General features: G+C 36.2%; 22 protein-coding genes and 1 tRNA gene. 21 read left to right on the forward strand and 2 right to left on the reverse strand.

The window, feature by feature from the left end; genetic code table 11:
* The 10 genes from trmFO to rseP all read left to right on the forward strand — a co-directional run bounded on the left by trmFO (position 1) and on the right by rseP (position 9,511).
* Complete coding sequence (gene trmFO / locus DW761_RS17775; RefSeq protein WP_117452187.1) at positions 1–1,299, forward strand: methylenetetrahydrofolate--tRNA-(uracil(54)-C(5))-methyltransferase (FADH(2)-oxidizing) TrmFO; 1,299 nt, start codon at positions 1–3, stop codon at positions 1,297–1,299.
* Entirely contained in the window at positions 1,299–2,219 is a 921-nt protein-coding gene (xerA, locus tag DW761_RS17780; RefSeq protein ID WP_117518950.1) for a site-specific tyrosine recombinase/integron integrase, read from the forward strand. Before trmFO ends, xerA begins: the two co-directional genes overlap by 1 nt.
* A gap of 183 nt (positions 2,220–2,402) precedes the next feature.
* Positions 2,403–3,344: a 30S ribosomal protein S2 gene (rpsB, locus tag DW761_RS17785; protein WP_117452183.1), complete on the forward strand. Its 942-nt coding sequence runs from the start codon at positions 2,403–2,405 to the stop codon at positions 3,342–3,344.
* Positions 3,345–3,369: 25 nt separating this feature from the next.
* A complete protein-coding gene (tsf, locus tag DW761_RS17790; RefSeq protein ID WP_117452181.1) occupies positions 3,370–4,260 on the forward strand; it encodes a translation elongation factor Ts in 891 nt (296 codons plus the stop codon).
* Between the two features lie 123 nt (positions 4,261–4,383).
* The gene (pyrH, locus tag DW761_RS17795) at positions 4,384–5,097 is read left to right on the forward strand and encodes a UMP kinase (protein ID WP_117452179.1); all 714 of its coding nucleotides are present in this window, start codon (positions 4,384–4,386) and stop codon (positions 5,095–5,097) included.
* A gap of 4 nt (positions 5,098–5,101) precedes the next feature.
* A complete protein-coding gene (frr, locus tag DW761_RS17800) occupies positions 5,102–5,647 on the forward strand; it encodes a ribosome recycling factor (RefSeq protein WP_117452177.1) in 546 nt (181 codons plus the stop codon).
* Positions 5,648–5,816: 169 nt separating this feature from the next.
* Positions 5,817–6,521, forward strand: a complete 705-nt coding sequence (locus DW761_RS17805) for an isoprenyl transferase (RefSeq protein WP_117452175.1) — start codon at positions 5,817–5,819, stop codon at positions 6,519–6,521.
* Between the two features lies 1 nt (position 6,522).
* On the forward strand, positions 6,523–7,296 hold the full coding sequence (locus tag DW761_RS17810; protein WP_117518951.1) for a phosphatidate cytidylyltransferase: 774 nt from the start codon (positions 6,523–6,525) through the stop codon (positions 7,294–7,296).
* Entirely contained in the window at positions 7,293–8,453 is a 1,161-nt protein-coding gene (gene dxr / locus DW761_RS17815) for a 1-deoxy-D-xylulose-5-phosphate reductoisomerase (RefSeq protein ID WP_117518952.1), read from the forward strand. Before DW761_RS17810 ends, dxr begins: the two co-directional genes overlap by 4 nt.
* Positions 8,450–9,511 (forward strand): RIP metalloprotease RseP, encoded by a 1,062-nt coding sequence (rseP, locus tag DW761_RS17820; protein WP_117452169.1) that lies wholly within the window; start codon positions 8,450–8,452, stop codon positions 9,509–9,511. Before dxr ends, rseP begins: the two co-directional genes overlap by 4 nt.
* 26 nt (positions 9,512–9,537) lie before the next feature.
* On the opposite strand, the gene DW761_RS17825 is transcribed toward rseP, so the two are convergent.
* Together DW761_RS17825 and rpsT are read right to left on the reverse strand one after the other, a co-directional pair.
* The gene (locus tag DW761_RS17825; protein ID WP_117518953.1) at positions 9,538–10,623 is read right to left on the reverse strand and encodes a transglutaminase domain-containing protein; all 1,086 of its coding nucleotides are present in this window, start codon (positions 10,621–10,623) and stop codon (positions 9,538–9,540) included.
* 140 nt (positions 10,624–10,763) lie between these two features.
* Positions 10,764–11,030, reverse strand: coding sequence for a 30S ribosomal protein S20 (gene rpsT / locus DW761_RS17830; protein ID WP_117452165.1), 267 nt, complete (start codon positions 11,028–11,030; stop codon positions 10,764–10,766).
* 105 nt (positions 11,031–11,135) lie between these two features.
* On the opposite strand from rpsT, the gene gpr reads away from it, so the two are divergent.
* From gpr to DW761_RS17885, 11 genes are all read left to right on the forward strand, one after another.
* Positions 11,136–12,011, forward strand: coding sequence for a GPR endopeptidase (gene gpr, locus DW761_RS17835; protein ID WP_117518954.1), 876 nt, complete (start codon positions 11,136–11,138; stop codon positions 12,009–12,011).
* Between the two features lie 83 nt (positions 12,012–12,094).
* Positions 12,095–12,958 carry a stage II sporulation protein P gene (spoIIP, locus tag DW761_RS17840; RefSeq protein ID WP_117518955.1) on the forward strand — a complete coding sequence of 288 codons (864 nt, stop codon included), beginning with the start codon at positions 12,095–12,097 and terminating at the stop codon, positions 12,956–12,958.
* Positions 12,958–13,254: a hypothetical protein gene (locus tag DW761_RS17845; protein ID WP_117452159.1), complete on the forward strand. Its 297-nt coding sequence runs from the start codon at positions 12,958–12,960 to the stop codon at positions 13,252–13,254. The genes spoIIP and DW761_RS17845 overlap by 1 nt, the downstream gene beginning before the upstream one ends.
* A gap of 34 nt (positions 13,255–13,288) precedes the next feature.
* Positions 13,289–14,230, forward strand: coding sequence for a methionyl-tRNA formyltransferase (fmt, locus tag DW761_RS17850; protein WP_233513126.1), 942 nt, complete (start codon positions 13,289–13,291; stop codon positions 14,228–14,230).
* A gap of 213 nt (positions 14,231–14,443) precedes the next feature.
* Positions 14,444–16,249 carry a translation elongation factor 4 gene (gene lepA / locus DW761_RS17855; protein WP_117518956.1) on the forward strand — a complete coding sequence of 602 codons (1,806 nt, stop codon included), beginning with the start codon at positions 14,444–14,446 and terminating at the stop codon, positions 16,247–16,249.
* A 114-nt stretch (positions 16,250–16,363) separates the two neighbouring features.
* Positions 16,364–17,101, forward strand: coding sequence for a sporulation initiation factor Spo0A C-terminal domain-containing protein (locus DW761_RS17860; protein WP_117452154.1), 738 nt, complete (start codon positions 16,364–16,366; stop codon positions 17,099–17,101).
* Between the two features lie 8 nt (positions 17,102–17,109).
* On the forward strand, positions 17,110–18,210 hold the full coding sequence (hemW, locus tag DW761_RS17865; RefSeq protein WP_117518957.1) for a radical SAM family heme chaperone HemW: 1,101 nt from the start codon (positions 17,110–17,112) through the stop codon (positions 18,208–18,210).
* Positions 18,211–18,324: 114 nt separating this feature from the next.
* Positions 18,325–18,411, forward strand: a tRNA-Leu gene (locus tag DW761_RS17870).
* Between the two features lie 373 nt (positions 18,412–18,784).
* Complete coding sequence (locus DW761_RS17875) at positions 18,785–19,765, forward strand: D-isomer specific 2-hydroxyacid dehydrogenase family protein (RefSeq protein WP_117518958.1); 981 nt, start codon at positions 18,785–18,787, stop codon at positions 19,763–19,765.
* A gap of 96 nt (positions 19,766–19,861) precedes the next feature.
* The gene (locus DW761_RS17880; protein WP_117518959.1) at positions 19,862–20,311 is read left to right on the forward strand and encodes a MarR family winged helix-turn-helix transcriptional regulator; all 450 of its coding nucleotides are present in this window, start codon (positions 19,862–19,864) and stop codon (positions 20,309–20,311) included.
* Positions 20,308–21,687, forward strand: coding sequence for an MATE family efflux transporter (locus DW761_RS17885; RefSeq protein WP_117456230.1), 1,380 nt, complete (start codon positions 20,308–20,310; stop codon positions 21,685–21,687). The genes DW761_RS17880 and DW761_RS17885 overlap by 4 nt, the downstream gene beginning before the upstream one ends.
* Positions 21,688–21,823: the final 136 nt, after the last annotated feature.

Here is a 21,823-nt window from a genome sequence, read left to right on the forward strand (position 1 = left end):
ATGCAGAAAGTAACTATTATCGGCGCAGGACTTGCGGGAAGTGAAGCTTGTTATCAGCTGATCAAACGAGGCATACCCGTACGTTTGATTGAAATGCGCCCTGTTCATACATCGCCTGCGCATCAAAGTGATCGTTTTGCGGAGCTGGTATGCAGTAACTCTCTGCGCTCTGATTCTTTAAATAATGCAGTAGGTATTTTAAAAGAAGAAATGCGTCATTTAGATTCTTTGATCATGAAATGTGCAGATGAACACCGCGTTCCTGCAGGCAGTGCCCTGGCAGTCGATCGTGTTGGCTTTGCGCAGGCAGTGACTGATTATCTAAGTCAGCATCCCTTAGTAGAAGTCGTACATGAAGAAGTTGATCAGATACCCGAAGGACCGCTGATCATTGCCAGTGGACCATTAACCAGTGATGCATTAGCAAAAGCAATTCAGGAATATACCCATGAAGATTATTTTCATTTCTATGATGCCGCAGCACCAATTATTGAAAAAGACAGCATTGATTTTTCCAAGGCTTATATCAAATCACGTTATGATAAAGGTGAGGCAGCATATATCAACTGTCCTATGACAAAGGAAGAATTTGATGCATTTTATCAGGCGTTGATTCATGCGGAAACTGCAGAATTACATGATATTGATCATCAAACATATTTTGAAGGCTGTATGCCATTTGAAGAAATGGCAAGACGGGGAGAAAAAACATTGTTATTTGGGCCAATGAAGCCGGTAGGCTTGGAAAAGCCAGATGGTACTTTGCCCTATGCTGTTGTTCAACTGCGTCAGGATAACGCCGTGGCAACTTTATATAATGTGGTAGGATTTCAGACGCATTTAAAATGGGGAGAACAAAAACGTATTTTATCTATGATCCCGGGACTGGAAAATGTATCTATCGTACGTTATGGCGTCATGCATCGAAACTCCTATTTATGCGCACCTAAGGTATTAAGAGAAACGTATCAGCATGTGTGTCGGGATGATTTGTTTTTTGCTGGTCAGCTAACTGGTGTAGAAGGCTATGTAGAAAGTGCTGCCAGTGGATTGCTGGCTGGCTTAAATATGGCAAATCTAATCAAAGGCAAACCTGCAGTTGCACTACCGGATACCTGTGTGATTGGTTCTATGGCACATTACATCACACATGCATCTGCGAAATACTTCCAGCCAATGAATGCCAATTTCGGTATCATGACATTGAAAGAAAAAGTCAAAAAGAAAGATCGAAAAGAAGCATTTGGTAAACAGGCATTAGCCGTTATTGATGAATATAAGGAGCAATTTACAGACTAATGTACCCCTCTGTATTTGAAAATTTTCTTGACCGGTTTTTAGACTATAATCAAGCCATGAATACCGGCAGTATTCATACCTTGGATGCATATCGTCGTGATATCTGTGAATATTTTGACTTTTTGATGGCAGAAGGTATAGAAAGCTTGGAGGATGTGGATCGTAAAATCGTTATGAACTTTATTTCTTCTTTACGTATGAAAGATGGTCAATATGGTACGTTGAAGAATTCTACCATCGCAAGAAAACTATCTTCTCTTCGCTCTTTCTATCGCTATCTGAATGAGTATATCGGTATAAAAACCAATCCATTTCTTTATATGAAATCGCCCAAGCAGGGAAGAAGGATTCCAGAATTTCTTTTTCTAGATGAAATGGAGCTATTTTTGAATTCATTCGATGAACATGATGATGCAGCCATTCGTGATCGCGCAATGTTTGAGATTATGTATGCCTGTGGTCTGCGTGTAAGTGAAGTGGTCAATTTGCGCTTTGATGATATTGATTTTAATGATCAAATATTGCGAATCCTTGGTAAAGGAGATAAAGAGCGTATCGTACCTTTCTATAAACAGGCAGGTGATCAGATCCAGTACTATGTTGGACATGTACGTAGTAAATGGGTCATAAAGGAACATGGCTTTGTATTCGTCAATCAGCGTGGAGCAAAAATGACAACACGCGGGGTACAGTATCGGATGCAACAGCAGGCAAACCAATGCGATTTACATATCCATATTCATCCACACATGTTTCGTCACAGCTTTGCGACACATCTGTTAGATAATGGGGCTGATTTGCGCCTGGTTCAGGAATTATTAGGGCATGCCTCTTTGTCTACCACACAGATTTATGTGCATGTAAGCAAGGAAAGATTAAAAAACGCTTACTTTGCGGCACATCCTCGAGCAAAAAAGTAGGAAAAATTAAGAAAAGTATTTGAAACAATAGAAAAATATGGTATAATCAACAATGGCGTTTAGAAATACGTCAATACACACATCATGGATTCGCATGGCCCGTGCTTTAGCTGAATGAATCAGCAATGATAAGTTGCCATGGTTTGAAATGATGGAGGTTAAACGGAAAGTGAGGAAATTTAAATGTCAGTAGTAACAATGAGAAAATTATTGGAATCTGGTGTACACTTTGGACATCAGACACGTAGATGGAACCCTAAAATGAAACCAAACATCTACGCAAGCAGAAATGGTGTGTATATCATCAACCTTGAAAAATCAATGGAACAGATCGATACTGCATACGCTGCAATGAGAGATATCGCTGAAAAAGGCGGTAAAGTATTATTCGTAGGAACTAAAAAACAGGCACAGGCTGTGGTTGTGGAAGAAGCTTTACGTTCAGGAAGTTTCTTTGTTAACCAGAGATGGCTTGGTGGATTGCTTACAAACTTCCGTACAATTCAGAAACGTGTAAAACGTTTGGTTGAAATTGAAGAAATGGAAGCTAGTGGCGTATTAGATGTATACCCTAAGAAAGAAGTTGCTCAGATCAAGAAAGAAAAAGCAAAACTGGAAAACTTCTTAGGTGGTATCAAAGAAATGAAAAAACTGCCAAACGCATTGTTTGTTATCGATCCAAAAGAAGAACACAATGCTGTAGCAGAAGCTAAAAAATTAGGTATCCCTGTATTTGCTATGGTAGATACAAACTGTGATCCTGAAATGGTAGATTACCCAATCGCTTCTAATGATGATGCTATCCGTTCAGTAAAACTGATCACTACTTTGATGGCTGATGCAATCGTTGAAGCTAAAGGTGGATTATTAAGTGTAGCTCACAATGTAGATGAAAACGAAGAAGATGTAACAATGAAAGATGTTATCATCAACGTTGAAGAACAGATCGCTGAAAACGAAAGACGTCGTCGTCAGAGAAATGAAGAAAGAAGAAACCGTCGTCCTTATGATCGTAACCGTAACGGACGTGGTGGAAAAGCTCCTTACCAGAAACGTGAAAACGTTAAACCTGCTGAAACTACAAATGAAGAAGCAAAACCAGCTGAAACTCCAGCTGCTGAATAATTAGGAAACTATAGGAGGTAAGATCATGATTACTGCACAGATGGTAAAAGAACTGCGTGAAAAAACAGGCGCAGGTATGATGGACTGTAAAAAAGCTTTAACTGAATGTGATGGAGATATGGCTAAATCAATCGACTGGCTGCGTGAAAAAGGTATCGCAAAAGCAGCTAAGAAGAGTGATCGTATCGCTGCTGAAGGTTTAACACGTGTTGCTGTTGAAGGCAATACAGGTATTGTATTTGAAGTTAACTCAGAAACTGACTTCGTTGCGAAAAACGAACAGTTCCTTGCTTTATTAGATACAGTAAGAGATGTATTATTAACTGAAAAACCAGCTGATTTAGATGCTGCTTTAGCATGCACAGTAAATGGTGAAACAGTTGCTGATATTATCACAACTGCAACAGCTACAATCGGAGAAAAAATTACACTTCGTCGTTTCGCTGTTGTTGAAAAAGCTGATGATGAATTCTTCGGTGCTTACATGCACATGGGTGGAAAAATTTCTGCACTTGTTGTATTAAAAGGTAAAGAAGATGCAAAAGTTGCTAAGGATATTGCTATGCAGGTAGCAAGTATGAATCCTCAGTACGTGTCACGTAATGACATGCCAGCTGAAGTTGTTGAACACGAAAGAAAAGTTCAGACTGAAATCGTTAAGAACGATGAAAAACTAGCTAGCAAACCTGAAAAGGTATTGGCTGGTATCATCGAAGGTAAAGTTAGCAAGAACCTGAAAGATTCTTGTTTAGTTGAACAGGAATTCTTCTTGAATCCTGATCAGAAAGTTGGACAGTACCTGAAAGAATCAGGCGTTGAAGTACCTAGCTTTGTACGTTACGCTGTAGGTGAAGGTATTGAAAAACGTGAAGATAACTTTGCTGAAGAAGTAATGAGTCAGGCATTTGGTAAATAGGACACACATCGTGTCCTTTTTTTGAGGAAAAGATGTAACTTTCTCTTTTCTTTTGTAAGCTTTTTCTTTATAATAAAGAATAGAGGATAAAATCCGGAAGGTTAATAAAAAAGGTGGATGAATATGTACAAAAGAGTGTTATTGAAATTGAGTGGAGAAGCACTTTCTTCTCCTGGAAATTCTTTCGATCCCCAGATTTTAAAATCACTGGCACAGGAATTGAAAGAAGTTCACGAATTAGGGGTTGACCTTGCTATCGTAGTAGGCGGCGGTAACTTCATTCGTGGCAAAATGGCAGAAACTATGGGCATTGAACGTGTACAGGCAGATTATATGGGTATGCTTGCTACTGTTATCAATGCGCTGGCTGTTCAGAGTGCTTTGGAGCAGGAAGGTGTTCCTACGCGTGTTCAGACTGCAATTGAAATGCAGAAAGTTGCTGAACCATTTATCGTTCGTAGAGCAATTCGTCATTTAGAGAAAAATCGTGTGGTTATTTTTGGCGCAGGTACAGGTAACCCATATTTCTCAACAGATACAACAGCAGCACTTCGCGCAAGTGAAATCAAGGCTGATGTAATCCTGATGGCGAAAAACGGAGTAGATGGTGTTTACAATGCGGACCCTAAGACGAATCCGGATGCAGTAAAATACGATTCACTTACATATATGGATCTGATTCAGGAAGGTCTTGCAGTTATGGATACAACTGCAACAAGTATGTGTATGGATAACGATATTGACCTTGTTGTATTCAATATGAATGAACATGGCAATATCTTAAAAGCAGTAAAAGGTGATATCACTGGTACTGTGATTTCTAAAGAAAGGAACTAAATTTATGGAAAATGTAATCGAAGTAATGAATCATAAAATGGAAAAAGCTGTTTCTGCATTAGAAGAAAACCTAAAGACCCTTCGTACAGGTGTTGCAAACGCATCTTTGTTAGATCATGTACATTTTGACTATTATGGAAGTCCTACACCAATCAATCAGGTTGCTAGTATCAAGGTTGTAGAAGGTAGACAATTGATGATCAAACCTTATGATAAATCATCATTAAAAGACATCGAACGTGCAATTTCAACAAGTGATGTTGGTCTTGTACCACAAAACGATGGAGATGTTATCCGTTTGAATGTACCTTCTTTAACAGAAGAAAGACGTAAAGAACTGGCAAAACATGCTGGAAAATATGGCGAAGAAGCAAAAATTGCTATTCGTAATGTACGTCGTGAAGGTATGGAAGCAATTAAGAAAGATAAAGAATTAACAGAAGATGATAAGAAGGAAATGGAAAAGGATATCCAGAAAGTTACAGATAAGTTTGTAAAAACTGTGGATGCTGCTGTTTCTGCAAAAGAAGCAGAAATCATGAAAGTATAATTACTTTTTCATTCTGATATTTGTAAAATTATATGGGAAAAGGACATTTGATTGACAAATGTCCTTTTTTATACGTTTTCGCATGGTTTTGCGTATAGAAATAGATTGTTTTATGGTATAATACAAGGGAATATTTATGTATATAGGAAAGTTTAGGAGGAGCGCTGTTATGGAAGAAAGAATTATCCCGCAGCATATCGCCATCATCATGGATGGAAATGGAAGATGGGCAAAGAAAAGAGGACTGCCAAGAACTGCAGGTCATAAGCAGGGGGCAGAAACAATACGTAAGATTGCGATTGCTTGTAACGATTTAGGTGTAAAGGCACTTACATGTTATGCATTTTCTACTGAGAACTGGAAACGTCCAGAGGATGAAGTAGATTATCTATGTAAATTACCAAAGATGTTTTTTAATCGTTATATTAAAGATTTAAAAGCCAAAAATATTCGTGTAACATTTATAGGCGAACTGGAGCGTTTTCCAAAAGAAACACAGAAAGTTATTCTGGATGCGGTGGAACAAACAAGTATGAATACAGGATTAAATCTGTGTATCGCTATTAACTATGGTTCACGTCGTGAAATTACATTAGCAGCAAGAAAATTTGCACAAGATGTAATCGATGGCAAAGCTGACATTCATATCGATGAAGAAGCGTTTGGCACGTATATGATGAGTGAAGGCATGCCAGAGCTAGATTTAATGATTCGTACAAGTGGGGAACTTAGAATCAGTAACTTCTTATTATGGCAGCTTGCTTATGCAGAATTGATTTTTACACCCGTTGCATGGCCTGATTTTGATGAAGGGGAACTGAATAAGGCAATTGATGAATTTAATCATCGACAAAGAAGATTTGGAGGGCTGTAGTATGAAAACCAGAATATTGACAGCACTGCTGATTCTGGCATGTGTCATTCCTCCTTTGCTGTTAGGTGGTATCTGGATCAATTTATTGATTGCATTTATTATCATCGCTGGTGGTTTGGAATTATTAAATTTGACCGAACATGAAGGCAGCTGGCCTTTTATCATCAAACCATTTGCTATGCTGTGTGTGTTTGTATTATCATATGGCAATCAAAAATTATCGGTTGCATTGTTGGGAATCTTTGTATTGGTATTTTTATCGATTCCAGTGTTTACTGATACATTTCATGCAAAAGATGGTTTTCTTTGTATCAGCTATATCACGTTCTTTTATATGATTGCCAAATCATTCATGCATATTTATGACATGAATCGTATGTATGTATGGCTGATTATTGTCGCAACTTATGTTTGTGATACAGGGGCTTATTTCTGTGGAAGATTCTTAGGAAAACATAAACTGAATGAACGTATTTCCCCTAAGAAAACATGGGAAGGAGCTATTGGCGGATGGATTTTTGGAGCAGCCTTATCCTTTGCATTTGCCTATTTTCTGATTCCGGATATGAGCATGAATCACATACTGCTTGCCAGTGTTGTGATGCCAATTACCGGACAAATCGGAGATCTGGCTTTCAGTGCAATCAAACGCTGTTTTAAAATCAAAGATTTCAGTGATTTATTGCCAGGTCATGGCGGTGTACTTGACCGTGTAGATTCTCTTGTCTTTAATTTTATATGTTTTGACTTTATATTGGTGGTGTTATCATTATGAAAAAAATAGTATTACTAGGAGCAACCGGCTCCATTGGAACACAGACAATTGATGTTGTGAACCATCATAGAAACGAATTTTCTATCATAGGATTAAGTGCTGGGCATAATATGAAAAAGCTGTCTGAGTTATTAGACGTATGCCCTGATGTTAAATATGTATGTGTTGCCCGCAAGGCAGATATGGAAGAAATGCAGAAAATGTATCCATCCCTTACGTTCTTCTGTGAAGATAAAGGGCTGGAGGAATTAGCAAGTCTTTCTGATTATGATATCTTTGTAAATGCGATTGTCGGATTTCGTGGTTTATTGCCAACACTTTCTGCGATAAAAAATCAAAAAGTGATTGCTCTTGCGAATAAAGAGTCCTTAGTGGCAGGCGGACCACTTGTAAAAGCGGCATTAAAAAAATACAATGTACCATTATATCCAATTGACAGTGAACATTCTGCGATTTTCCAGTGTTTACAGGGAAGCCATGCAGATGAAGTAGATAAACTGATCATTACCGCAAGCGGTGGCAGTTTCCGTGATAAAACAAGAGAAGAATTAAAGGATGTTACTGTGGCACAGGCGTTGAAACATCCTAACTGGAATATGGGTGGCAGAATCACAATCGATAGTGCAACTATGATGAATAAAGGCTTTGAAGTGATAGAAGCACATTATTTATTTGATGTTCCATACGATGATATTGATGTGCTTGTGCATCGTGAAAGTGTTATCCATTCCATGGTACAGTTTCATGACCATGCGATCATTGCACAATTAGGAACAGCGGATATGCGCTTGCCAATACAGTATGCATTATCATATCCAGATCGTTTAGAAATGCATAATGCAGAAAAATTTGATTTTATGAAATATCCTGCTTTGCATTTTGAGGCAGCCAATACCAAACGTTACCCATTACTTGGATTAGCATTTGAAGTTGGTAGAAAAGGGGGAAATCTTGGCGCAGTCATGAATGGCGCAGATGAAGAAGCTGTCGCATTGTTCTTACAGGAAAAGATTTCATTCCTTGACATTGAAACATATGTTATTCGTGCAGTAGAAGCTGCTGTATATATTGAACATCCTACATTACAGGATCTGATTGATGCGGATCACTTCGGACGTGCATTCGTAAAAGACACATGGAAAGGAGTGGTCGAATGAGTATAATGACAGTTATTTATTTTGTATTAATTCTAAGTGTCATCATCATTATTCATGAGCTTGGACATTTAATTGCCGCAAAACATTTTGGCGTATACTGTAAAGAGTTTAGTATTGGCATGGGGCCAATGATTTATCAAAAACAGGTTGGAGAAACAGCATGGTCTGTTCGTGCATTACCAATTGGCGGTTATGTAGCGATGGCTGGTGAAACTTTAGAAGATGATGGAGAAGACGAGGAAGATATTCCATTTGAAAGAACGATCAATGGCATCAAGCCATGGAAACAGATTATTGTTATGGCTGCCGGAGCGATTATGAATATTCTTTTGGCATGGGTAATTTTTGTGGGAATCACAGCTTATCAGGGACAGATTGCAATTCCAGGAAGCCCTGTTATCACTAGCTTTTCAGAAAACAGTCCTGCAGAAAAAGCCGGATTTAAAGTGAATGATGAAATCATCAAAGTGCAAAACGGTACACATAGTGAAAAAGTAGACGAATTTGATGATGTTGTGGAATTTATTAATTACTTTCAGGGAGAAACTACATTTACTGTACTACGTGATGGTAAAGAAGTAGAAGTCAAGATGACACCAGTGTTAGATGAAGAAGAAAACATCTATAAGATGGGCGTATATCATGATAATTATGATGTAAAAAAGATCAATCTTTTAGAAGCGATTCCTTATGGTACACAAAAAATGGTAGATAGTGTTTCTACAATTCTTAATTCATTAGGAAAACTTATTCAGGGCATTGGATTAAAAAATCTAAGTGGTCCTGTGGGTATCTTTAAGATGACAGATCAGATTACACAAACAGGCTTTTTAACAACCATGGCATTTGTTGGCTTATTATCGGTCAACGTAGGTATCTTTAACTTATTACCAATTCCTATTTTGGATGGTGGCAGAATCTTTATCACATTGATTGAAATGCTGATTGGAAGAAAACTAAGTGAACGTGTACAAAATGTGATCATGACAATTGGATTGGTAGCCATTGTTGCGTTGATGTTATATGCCACATGGAATGATATTACTAGATTATTTTAAAAAAAGACGATGAGAATTCGTCTTTTTTAATATAATTCATATAGTCTGCTTTGTGTTTCTTCAGATTGATAGTTGTGATATTGATCGATATGAATACCGTTTTCATCTGCCAGATTGAAAATCTTGTTATCACGCTTTAATTTATCATCAATATCTTTACATACATCATTTGTACTGCACTGGAAGAATATTGCCGGCTTCTCTTTTTTCTTTTCTTTTTCCAACAACGCTTTGATTTTTGATTCATCATAATTTGTAAAATAAGCATTCTGTTGATAGAAATAAGAATCTTCCACAGCTGTTGTTTCTTCATATTTTTCTTTAGGCTGATACAGCTGCAACATCTGTTCAGAATTCATTGTCATAAAATTATAACGCCAGCGCTGATCAATTTCTTCATCACTAATATCCCCATTGGTCGCATCTAAGTAATAGTAATGATCATTTAATTTTATCATATTCCATGCATGCTCCTCATCAGCATAAGTTGTTTTACCCCATAAATACGTACAGGGGATACCAGCTTTATTTAAAAGATACTGCATGCTTTTCGCATAACCTGCGCAAACACTGGAACAATAAAGAAATACACTTAAGATTGTTTGATTATGTACGCTGTTTTCATTATAAGAGGTTTCATCAATTAAATAATCATATATATACCGTACTTTTTCAAAGTCGTTAGAAAATTTTGCGACATGATCCATAATTGGCTGTGTGATCTCATCTAACTGTTTCTCATATGCTCGGATTTCCTCATTTGTGAATGTCTTACTGGCATAGATTTCAAAGGTCTGTGCACTTTCTGTATAGGTGACTTCACTGCCATCCTCCCAAAAAAGCTCCGGATGATCGCTTAACACATAATTGTATATTTTAAATAGCGTGTCTTTGTCTTTAGCTTCTATACCATAAGATTCATCACGCTTGCTTATATGATAATAAATCAAATCATATATTTTTGTATCACTATCATTTAACTGATCACGATAATATGTAAATCCCTGGTATTGACTGGAATAGTTGCTTGCTTCTTCCACATGCCCCTTGGTAGCGGCACTACAGGAGCATAGAAGGAATAGACATAACGCCAGGTTAAGTATTTTCTTCATAACATCCCTCAATTTCTATGTTTAGTATAACAGAAACATGCAAAAAATAACACTGTTAAATGATAATCTAAAAAAAAGAAGACCAGTTTTATCCTGATCTGAAAGTGAATAAATAAAAAATCGATCTATTGATCGATCATTTATGCAGCAATTTCGTTGATTGCTTTAGCCAGACGTGATTTCTGTCTTGTTGCGTAGTTCTTGTGGTGAATACCTTTCGCAACAGCTTTATCTAATTTACTGCTTGCTACACTGTAAGCAGCTTTTGCAGCTTCAACATCTTTTGCTTCGATAGCAGCTAATACGTTTTTGATTGCTGTTCTTAAAGCAGATTTCTGAGAACTTACAGCCAAGTTTCTTTTGTTATTAGTTAATACACGTTTTTTCTGTGATTGGATCTGTGGCATGATTGCACCTCCTAATTTCAATTGCCAGTAAATTATAACAAAAACATTCAGAAAAAGCAATATAAAGGCGAAAAAAAGACATACTATACGCATGAGGTGAATAATATGATAGAAAAATATACATTAAGAAGTGATTTTGCTGACGAAATCATCACATTGAATACCAAACAAGATGCCTATGAGCATGTTGAAAAACAAAATGAACATATCCGCAGCAATTATATAAAAGTTTTAAAAGAGGATAATGAATTACACAAAGCCATAGGGGAATATGTATCGATAGAGTTTCATGATTTAGATGATCATATCGTAAGAGAAAATGCGATTGAAGCAATCGTGGATAATCTGAAAATCATGGAGCAGCATCTTAAAAGAAAACCAGAAAAAATTCTGATTGTAGGCTTGGGCAATCGTATGATCACAAGTGATGCACTGGGGCCTATGGCCGCAAATGAAGTGCTGGTAACGGCACATTTATACGCAAATGAGAAAAAAGCATATTTAAAAGGAACCCGTAATACTGCAATATTGACACCTGGTGTAATGGGACAGACCGGTTTGGAATCCATGCAGATTGTAAAAAGTGTTGCACAAAGTTATCAACCAGATTTAATTATCGCCATTGATGCTCTTGCGACCAGAAATATAGCACGAATTAATCGGGTAGTACAAATCAATAATACTGGCATACAGCCGGGAAGTGGCGTAGGAAATCATCGAATGGCATTAAATAAGGCGTCTTTGCATGTTCCCGTCATCGCCATTGGAGTTGCGACGGTTACCAGTGTTGGTGCAATTTTAAAGGAAGCACTTGATGAGGCAGAAATTGACAAAGAACGTGTTTTTTCTTATTTATACGATCAAAAACGACTGGATCTGGTAGTGACACCAAAATCTATGGATGATGAATTAAAACAATTAGTTTATATCGTATCACAAAGTATCAATCGGTTTATTCACCCTGATTTTATGAATTTATAATTTTAAAATTATCATAAAATATATTACATAAAAGGACATGAAAGTCCTTTTTTTCTCATAAACTTTATTATGGGAGGGATGATATGAAAGCAACCTGGAAAATTTTAATCAAGCTTGTATTGATTGGATGTATTTTTTATATCACACCATTTTATGATACCTGTATGCAAATGCTTGGACAAACCAATATCAAAACATTTGCTTATGAACAAAAAACCATTGATCCATCCATATCCATCAAAGATGAATTAAACGTAATGTCATCACATCAAGTAAAAAAAGCAGAAAAAGATGATGTGATCAAAGTAGAAACAACACAAGAAAATCCTGTTGTTGTGCCTACACCGAAAAGTGAAGAATCAAAGAAACAGAAAACTGTCTATATTTATGATACACATCAAAAAGAAGACTACGCAGATGGCAAAGGCGTAATGGATGCAGCAGCTGATTTAGGCAAACATCTGGAGGAAAAAGGTATAAAGGTCGTATTAGAAACACATAGCTTTCAAAACTATATGGATGCACATGGAATGAATTATAATCAATCCTATCTTGTATCTAATAAATATCTTCAGGATGCACTGGTGAATTATGGCGGTTTTGATTTATGTATAGACTTACACCGTGACAGTGTTCCAAGAAGTGCTGCTGTATTAGAAGCAAATGGAAAGACTTATGCGAAAGCCATGATGGTTGTTGGAAGTCTTGCGACCTATCATGATTCCAGTGCTAAAATATCTTCGACTTTAACTGACATAATGAATAAGAAAGTAAATGGTATTATGAAAGGCGTAATGACAAGGGAGGCGTATTATAATCAACAGGTCGCAAATGGTATTGTCTTAATTGAAGTAGGCGCAGAAGTAAACAGTTTTAAGGAAATCACCAATACCACTAAGGTATTGGCAGATGGTATTTATGATATGTTAATGAAAGGAGAATCATAATGAAACGATTTCTTGCGGATGCTGTTTTAATATTTGTTTTGATAACCATTGGCAATTATGTCAAAGAGCAGGAGCATACACAATCTAGTGTTACAATTGAACAAAAAGTAAGTGACTTTGAAGATGATATTGCACAAAAGCATACCATCAAACAACAAGTAGAAACAGGTTCTTTAAATGAAATAAAAGAAAACAAAGCAAGTGCGCTTGCGAAAAGCACGAGCGAATTTGTCGTCGATGCCATCCATTCTTCAGTTACTGCAGTTTCTAATATCTTTGATAGTATTTTTGCCTGAGGTTTGCTATAATAACCAATAGAGGTGAGTGAATATGAAAACATGCAGAATATTATTTATGGGAACACCGGATATCGCGGTTTCCATGTTGAATAGAATAATAGCAGATGGCTATGATGTGATTGGCGTTGTAACTCAGCCGGATAAACGGGCAGGAAGAAAAAAAGAACTGAAGATGCCTGAGGTAAAACAACGTGCTATAGAAGCAAACATTCCTGTTTATCAGCCAATCAAAATTAAAGAAGCAGTGGATGAATTGATGCAGCTGGATATTGATTTGATTGTCACATGTGCATATGGTCAGTTTATACCATCAAAATTATTAGAATATCCAACATATGGCAGTATCAATGTACATGCTTCCTTATTGCCAAAACTTCGCGGAGGTGCACCTATTCATAAAGCAATCATCAACGGAGATAAGCAGACAGGAATGTCCATCATGCGTATGGTAAAGGCTATGGATGCAGGTCCTGTCATGGCACAATGTGTAGTGGATATTGATGAAATGGATACAACGGGTATCTTGTATGATAAATTAGCGAAAGCAGGTGCAAAATTGCTTAGTGAAAGTATTCCAAAATTAATCGATGGAACAGCAGAATTTGTCGAGCAGGATGAAAGCCAGGCAAGCTTTGCCTACACCATCAGCAAGAAAGAGGAATGGATCGATTTTGATCAAGACGTACAGCGTGTGTATGATCATATCCGTGGATTGATTCCAAATCCTACAGGATATGCTTTACTGGATGGCAAAAAAGTGAAATTCCATAAAGTTAGAATGCGTAAAGATGACAAGGTACATACACCAGGTGAAATTGAAGGCATGATAGAAAATGGCTATGCTATTTCTGCACAGAATGGCTATATTTTAGTAGATGAAATTCAAATGGAAGGAAAAGCCAAAACCGATGCGAAATCCTTCTATAATGGAAGTGGGAAACAGCTGATCCATAAAATTTTTAATAGTAAGTAGAAGACAGAGGATTCTGTCTTTTTCTATATAATATCTATTGAAGATATAAAATTTAAAACTTGGATTTATCCAAAAACAGGGTTGAATTTAAACAAAACAAATTCATACGTTTTTTATGAATCATTCAATTATCAGATACGAAGATTCCTTTATTTTTTTCTATGCAAGAAATTTAGTTTCTGCTATAATAGTCGGGTATGAGGAGTGATAGCTATGAATCAACAACATATTCGTAACTTTTCCATTATTGCACACATCGATCATGGAAAATCAACGCTGGCAGACCGTATTCTTGAAATAACAGATACAGTAGAACAGCGTGAAATGAAAGAACAGCTATTGGATACCATGGATCTTGAAAGAGAACGTGGGATTACGATAAAATTAAATGCAGTACAGTTAAAATATACTGCAAAAGATGGACAGGACTATATCTTCCATTTGATCGATACACCGGGTCATGTGGACTTTACATATGAAGTATCCCGTTCTTTAGCAGCTTGTGAAGGCGCAGTTTTGGTAGTTGATGCTGCTCAGGGTATTGAAGCGCAGACACTTGCAAATGTTTATCTGGCATTAGATAATGACTTGGAAATTATTCCTGTTATCAATAAAATAGATTTACCAAGTGCACAGCCAGATGTTGTGAAAAAAGAAATAGAAGATGTCATTGGCTTGGATGCAAGTGAGGCACCTTTGATTTCAGCGAAAAACGGGTTGAATATACAGGATGTTTTAGAAGCAGTAGTAAAAAATGTACCGGCACCACATGGAGATCCCAAAGCCCCTTTACAGGCACTTGTTTTTGATTCTTTATATGATGCGTATCGTGGTGTTATCGCATTTGTACGTGTAAAAGAAGGCGAAATTCGTGTGGGTGATAAAATTCGTTTTATGGCGACAGATGCTGAATATGAGGTGTTGGAAGTTGGTATCCGTACACCAAAAGAAGTAAAAAAAGATATGCTGGAATGTGGTGAAGTAGGATGGCTTTGTGCTTCTATTAAGTCTATTAAAGATGTACGTGTCGGTGATACGATTACCCATGCACAACGACCAGCAGATGCTCCATTACATGGTTATCGTGAAATGAATCCGATGGTATATTGTGGATTGTATCCTATTGATTCTGCAAAATATAATGATTTAAGAGATGCACTTGAAAAATTACAGCTGAATGATGCCTCTTTACAATTTGAGGCAGAAACATCACAGGCGTTAGGATTTGGCTTTCGTTGTGGATTTTTAGGTTTATTACATATGGATGTTGTACAAGAACGTATTGAACGTGAATATAAAATAGATCTGATTGCGACTGCGCCAAGTGTTGTATACCATGCATACTTAACAGATGGCAGCATGATGGCGATTGATAATCCAAGTATGTTGCCAGATGTTCAAAAAATCGATCATATTGAAGAACCTTTTGTGAAGGCAAGTATCATGACGCCAAACGATTATGTTGGGGCAATTATGGAACTGTGCCAAAGAAAACGTGGTAACTATAAAGATATGATATATATAGATGAAGGACGAATGAATGTCATTTACGAATTGCCATTGGGTGAAATCGTGTTTGATTTCTTTGATAAATTAAAATCCTGTACGAAGGGATATGCTTCATTTGATTACGAATTGATTGGATATCAGACCAATAAACTTGCGAAAATGGATATCCTGTTAAATGGAGATATCGTCGATGCATTAAGCAGTATCGTTCATCGTGATTTTGCTTATCCTAGAGGTAGAGCAATTTGTGAAAAATTGAAAACACTGATTCCAAAACAGCAATTTGAGATACCTATTCAGGCAGCTATCAATGGGAAAATCGTGGCGCGTGCAGATATAAAATCTTTGCGTAAAAACGTCCTAGCGAAATGTTATGGTGGAGATATTTCACGTAAGAAAAAACTGTTGGAGAAACAAAAAGAAGGTAAGAAACGTATGAAATCCGTAGGTAGCGTAGAAGTACCACAGGAAGCTTTCATGGCGGTTTTATCTATGGATGATGAGAATTAAAAAGTATAATTTTTATGGTATTTTTACAAACTTGTACTTTTTCATGGTATTTTGTAACTTTTAGTTGAAATCCTGTTCTGACATGCTATCATTACAAGTAGCATTTATCAAAAAATGGTTAATATTGAACAGGAGCTGGTCAATTTGATTAAGGTATTTCTATGTGTAAGTGATTTTGATGTCATCAAAAATATGATGGATTATGAAAATGATAACAGTAAAATAAAAATTGTAGGCATATCAACAACGGTAATGGAGCATTTAAAAGGTCTGGAAGAATTAGATGTGGATGTGTTTGTATTACAATATACACTGGATAAAAAGAAATCAAATGATTTATTAGAGTATGTATTATTGAATAAACGGGAATGGCGGGTATTGCCACTGTTTCAGGAGCTTGACAGTGAAGTGATCCATTTGCTTTTACAATATGGACTTCAGAATTTTCTGGTTAAGCCATTCAGCTTTCCACAACTGCTAGCGGCAATTGAAAATGAGCAGCTGCAGCAACAAACACTGGCTGCAGCTACTACAGTAGAATCAATGGCTAGTGAAATTATGCTGTCTTTAGGTTTGCCAGCTCATTTAGATGGATTTGGATATATTCAAACAAGTGCTGTCTATGTTGCAAAGAATATGGATGTCATGCACTTACATATGAAGAATGTCTATCAGCAAACTGCAAAAGCACATCACTCCACAGCCGCAAGGGTTGAAAAGTGTATACGAACGGCCATTGCTTTTGCTTATCGTAATCAGCCAGAAAAAATTTGTATCAATAACTGTAAACCAACCAATACGCAGATTATTTCCTATATTAGTGAAAAATTAAAATTGTTTGGAAACTCATGAGGTGTGTTATGTGTAAAAGTGCTTATCTACATGTTCCATTCTGCAAAGATATTTGTGCATATTGTGATTTTACTAGATGTCGATATCATGCAGGACTTGCTGAAAAATGGCTAAAGGCCATTGAAAAAGAAATCAAACAAAAATTAAAAGGTGTCACTTTGGATACCTTTTATATTGGTGGGGGAACACCCAGTGCTTTGACATATCATCAATTGTCAAGGTTGCTGATGATGTTAAAACCATATACTAGAACATGTGAAGAATTTACAATGGAAGCGAATGTCGATAGTCTGGATATTGAAAAAATACAATTGTGTAAAGAAAACTATATCAATCGTATATCCTTAGGGGTACAAAGCCTTCAGCCAGAGCTTTTAAAGATGATAAAAAGAAATCATAACAGAGAAGACATCTTAAGATGTATAAAAGAACTGCATTCAGCAGGTATAGATAATATATCAATTGATTTGATCTATGGTCTGCCAAATCAAACCATGCAGATGTGGAAGGATGATTTAAAAGATATCGTTGAACATTTTGATATTCAGCATATCTCTTTGTATGCCTTGACGATTGAAGAACACAGTGAATTTGGACGATTACATATAAAAAATATCGATGAAGATATAGAAGCAGATATGTATGAGTATGCTATTGCATATCTAAAACAAAATGGTTTTGAACATTATGAAATCAGTAATTTTGCGAAAGCTGGAAAATATTCTAAACATAATATGGCATATTGGGATTATGATGATTTTATTGGTATGGGTATGGGGGCAAGTGGAAAGCAACAGCATCAGCGTTATGATAACACGAAAAATATGCAAACATATTTTGAAAAAGGTGCAGCCCCAACTATTATACAATTAAATAAATCAGATGAAATGTTTGAAAATATCATGATGTCTTTACGTACAAAAAAAGGGTTGAATATTCATCAGTTTGAAAAACGCTATGAAATATCATTCTTGAAACAATATCATAAAGAATTAAAACCGTTGTTAGATCAACACCTGTTAGAACACAGCGATGGTTATATACATGCGACAGAACAGGGGATGGAAATTTTAAATGAGATCCTTTTAAAATTTCTTCCAGATGAATGATGCAGTAAAAAGTGTTTATAAAACAAATAAAAGAATATTCGTTCAAAAATATAAAAAAAGTTTAAAAAAGGTATTGTAATTTCTGAAAAGATTGGTTATAATATCTAAGCACTTGCCCGAGTGGTGAAACTGGTAGACGCAACGGACTCAAAATCCGTCGGTAGCGATACCGTGCCGGTTCGAGTCCGGCCTCGGGCACCATGCAGAACTTGAAGCCTTGAAAAAGGCTTTTTTTCTTATTATATACCAAAATATATAGGAAAATTATCCTGATATCATAAAAATGTCATATGAAAACCGAATTTTTCATAATAAAGTGCTTTATCCATTGTAAAATATCATGAATTTTGATAAGATAGAAGTGCAATAAAAGATGAAATTGATGGGTGGGATTTTATCCTATTATTGTATGTTGAGTAATCAACATCATAAAAACCTCTTGTTATGCTAGCACAAGAGGTTTTTTTATAAGAAATCATAATAAACATATTAAAAATTCTATATGAATAGAAATGTACTTGACGAATTTGTAATATAAGAAGTAAAATTTCAAAAAAGAAAGAGGCGATAAAACATGAAAGTGTTTATATATGGATATAGAAAAGAAGAAACAGTTTTTTTTGAAGCGTGTGTAAAAAAATATGGATTAGAAATAGCAACTTGTGAACAACGTCCCAATATGGAAAATGCACATCTAGCAAAAGATTATCCCTGCATCAGTGTATTATCAACGCCGATGCCTAAAGAATTGATACAAAAATTCTATGATTTAGGGGTGCGTTTTATTTCCACAAGAACAGTTGGATATGATCATATCGATTTACAGGCAGCACGCAAAATTGGTATGCGCATTGGCAATGCTACTTATGCAAGCGAAAGCGTTGCGGATTATACCATTATGTTGATTCTTATGGCCTTACGGAAAATGAAGCTGATCATGAAAAGTGCGGAGGTACAGGATTATTCATTCGATGGTGTACAAGGCAGAAATTTAAAAAATAAAACATTAGGTGTGATTGGAACTGGGAATATCGGGCAGACATTGATTCGTCATATTGCTGGATTTGAATGTCATATACTTGCCTATGCACCTCACCCAAAGGAAGCAATGAAGGATTATGTAACATATGTAGATTTGGATACACTTTTAAAACAAAGTGATATCATTACCTTACATGTTCCATTAACAGAAACAAATTATCATATGATCAATAAGGAAACCATTGATAAAATGAAAGATGGGGCAGTTATTATCAACACAGCAAGAGGTGGACTTATTGATAATGAAGCGTTGATAGAGGCAATAGAAAATGAAAAACTGTCAGGAGCAGCTTTAGATGTTGTAGAAGGTGAAACGGGAATCTATTACAATAATCGAAAAGCAGCAATATTAAAGCAACGGGAAATGGCTATTCTAAACGCATTTCCAAATGTAATTATGTCACCACATATGGCTTTTTTAACAGACGACAGCAATCGCGATATGGTATATCATTCTATGGAAAGCTGTGTGGACTTTTTACAAAACAAAGAAAACCCATGGGAAATACAATAGGTTATCTGTACATACAGGTAATCTTTTTTTTGCAATCTTTTAGAAATATGATATACTATATTAGTTCACTTGTGAACTAAATAAAAGGGTGATGATATGACAAATGTTGAAAGTATGTTAAAACAATTTGCCTCCATACGAAGAGCATATGGAAAATATCTGTATACTTCTATGAATGCAAATAATTTTTCTCCAAGCGAAATTGATATTCTGATATTTTTATCGAATAATCCCTCCATCAACACGAGTAAAGAGCTGGTTGTTTGTCTGGCAGTTTCAAAAAGTCTGATCGCCAGAAGTGTCGATGCCTTGATACAAAAAGGAATGCTCAAAATGGAAGAAGATAAAAATGATCATCGACTACAACATTTAAAAATCACAAAAGCTGCTGTTCCATATATTAATGAGATAAAAAAATATCGTGATAGTTTTACAAAGCTTGCCTTGGCAGACATCGATGAACAGGATTTAAAATGTATGGAAGAAACAGTGAAGAAAATCGAAGACAATATGCAAAAAATCATTAGAGGTGAAAAAGGATTATGAAGATGTCAAATGAAGTAGATTTAGGAAAAGAACCAATTGGCAGGCTGCTTTTCACATTAGCAGTACCAGCCATTGCATCACAAATTGTGAATGCATTATACAATATGGTGGATCGTATGTATATCGGACATATTGCAGATGTAGGTGCCAATGCTTTGACTGGCGTCGGTGTTTGTTTTCCAATTATTATGATTATTTCAGCATTTGCGGCATTGGTAAGTATGGGAGGCGCACCAAGAGCAAGCATTTTGCTTGGGCAAAACAATCATAAAGGCGCAGAAAAAATATTAGGAAACTGCTTTAGTGCACTTGTGCTGACTGCAATAATCTTAACCGTTGGAGCTCTGTTGTTTCAAAAACCGTTACTGTTATTATTTGGCGCCAGTGAAAATACATTGCCCTTTGCCATGGATTATTTAACAATTTATGCGATTGGAACCATCTTTGTGCAGCTGACATTGGGTATGAACGCCTTTGTATCAGCCCAGGGTTTTTCCAAAATCAGTATGATGACAGTTGTTATCGGGGCAATTACCAATATTATATTAGATCCTATTTTAATTTATGGATTAAATATGGGAGTACAAGGTGCCGCTTTGGCAACCATTATATCTCAGGCAATCAGTACGATCTGGGTGTTAAAATTTTTATCAGGAAGCAAAACTACAATTCGATTGAAAAAAGTGAATTTCAAAATAGATGCTCAGGTATTGCTTCCATCTATGGCTTTGGGAATTGCTCCATTCATCATGCAGGCAACAGAAAGTATCTTAGTATTATGCTTTAATTCATCTTTGTTACGCTATGGCGGTGATACGGCAGTAGGTGCAATGACGATACTATCCAGTGTCATGCAGTTTGCAATGTTGCCATTACAGGGATTTACCCAGGGTGGACAGCCGATTATCAGTTATAACTATGGAGCCAATCATGCAGATCGTGTAAAAAAAGCATTTAAATTATTGTTGATATGCTGTTTAACTTATTCTACTGTATTATGGGCATTATCAGAATTATTCCCAGATTTGTTTATCGCAATATTCACAAGTGATCCAGCATTAGAAGAAATCACGCAATGGGCATTGCGTGTATATATGGGTGGTTGTTTATTGTTTGGTGCACAAATTGCATGTCAACAGACCTTTATCGCATTAGGGAATGCAAAGACTTCTGCTTTTTTAGCAATGTTTCGTAAGATTATCGTATTGATACCGTTAATATATATATTACCAATGTTTATAGAGAATAAAGTGTTTGCAGTTTTTCTTGCTGAACCAATCGCAGATACCCTTGCGGTTCTAACGACAGTAACATTATTTGTGTTTGAAATCAAAAAAGTTATGCGTGAAATGAATGAGAGAAAAGTAAAAGCATAGATGTTTATTTAAATGAAAGACACTAATAAAGGCCTTAAAAAAGCTTTATCAGTGTCTTTTTCTGTTATATTGTAGCAGTTTCGATAAAAAAACGAAAAAAAGATAAAAAAAGCGTTGACAGGAGGAAGGATGTTTG

This window comes from Absiella sp. AM29-15, from assembly GCF_003434225.1.
Taxonomy (GTDB): Bacteria; Bacillota_I; Bacilli_A; order Erysipelotrichales; family Erysipelotrichaceae; genus Hoskinsella; species Hoskinsella hominis.

Bases quoted from the DNA above. Each gene is read 5' to 3' on its own strand.
- trmFO (WP_117452187.1), top strand. From the start codon at position 1: ATGCAGAAAGTAACTATTATCGGCGCAGGACTTGCGGGAAGTGAAGCT.
- xerA (WP_117518950.1), top strand. From the start codon at position 1,299: ATGTACCCCTCTGTATTTGAAAATTTTCTTGACCGGTTTTTAGACTAT.
- rpsB (WP_117452183.1), top strand. From the start codon at position 2,403: ATGTCAGTAGTAACAATGAGAAAATTATTGGAATCTGGTGTACACTTT.
- tsf (WP_117452181.1), top strand. From the start codon at position 3,370: ATGATTACTGCACAGATGGTAAAAGAACTGCGTGAAAAAACAGGCGCA.
- pyrH (WP_117452179.1), top strand. From the start codon at position 4,384: ATGTACAAAAGAGTGTTATTGAAATTGAGTGGAGAAGCACTTTCTTCT.
- frr (WP_117452177.1), top strand. From the start codon at position 5,102: ATGGAAAATGTAATCGAAGTAATGAATCATAAAATGGAAAAAGCTGTT.
- DW761_RS17805 (WP_117452175.1), top strand. From the start codon at position 5,817: ATGGAAGAAAGAATTATCCCGCAGCATATCGCCATCATCATGGATGGA.
- DW761_RS17810 (WP_117518951.1), top strand. From the start codon at position 6,523: ATGAAAACCAGAATATTGACAGCACTGCTGATTCTGGCATGTGTCATT.
- dxr (WP_117518952.1), top strand. From the start codon at position 7,293: ATGAAAAAAATAGTATTACTAGGAGCAACCGGCTCCATTGGAACACAG.
- rseP (WP_117452169.1), top strand. From the start codon at position 8,450: ATGAGTATAATGACAGTTATTTATTTTGTATTAATTCTAAGTGTCATC.
- DW761_RS17825 (WP_117518953.1), bottom strand. From the start codon at position 10,623: ATGAAGAAAATACTTAACCTGGCGTTATGTCTATTCCTTCTATGCTCC.
- rpsT (WP_117452165.1), bottom strand. From the start codon at position 11,030: ATGCCACAGATCCAATCACAGAAAAAACGTGTATTAACTAATAACAAA.
- gpr (WP_117518954.1), top strand. From the start codon at position 11,136: ATGATAGAAAAATATACATTAAGAAGTGATTTTGCTGACGAAATCATC.
- spoIIP (WP_117518955.1), top strand. From the start codon at position 12,095: ATGAAAGCAACCTGGAAAATTTTAATCAAGCTTGTATTGATTGGATGT.
- DW761_RS17845 (WP_117452159.1), top strand. From the start codon at position 12,958: ATGAAACGATTTCTTGCGGATGCTGTTTTAATATTTGTTTTGATAACC.
- fmt (WP_233513126.1), top strand. From the start codon at position 13,289: ATGAAAACATGCAGAATATTATTTATGGGAACACCGGATATCGCGGTT.
- lepA (WP_117518956.1), top strand. From the start codon at position 14,444: ATGAATCAACAACATATTCGTAACTTTTCCATTATTGCACACATCGAT.
- DW761_RS17860 (WP_117452154.1), top strand. From the start codon at position 16,364: ATGGTTAATATTGAACAGGAGCTGGTCAATTTGATTAAGGTATTTCTA.
- hemW (WP_117518957.1), top strand. From the start codon at position 17,110: ATGTGTAAAAGTGCTTATCTACATGTTCCATTCTGCAAAGATATTTGT.
- DW761_RS17875 (WP_117518958.1), top strand. From the start codon at position 18,785: ATGAAAGTGTTTATATATGGATATAGAAAAGAAGAAACAGTTTTTTTT.
- DW761_RS17880 (WP_117518959.1), top strand. From the start codon at position 19,862: ATGACAAATGTTGAAAGTATGTTAAAACAATTTGCCTCCATACGAAGA.
- DW761_RS17885 (WP_117456230.1), top strand. From the start codon at position 20,308: ATGAAGATGTCAAATGAAGTAGATTTAGGAAAAGAACCAATTGGCAGG.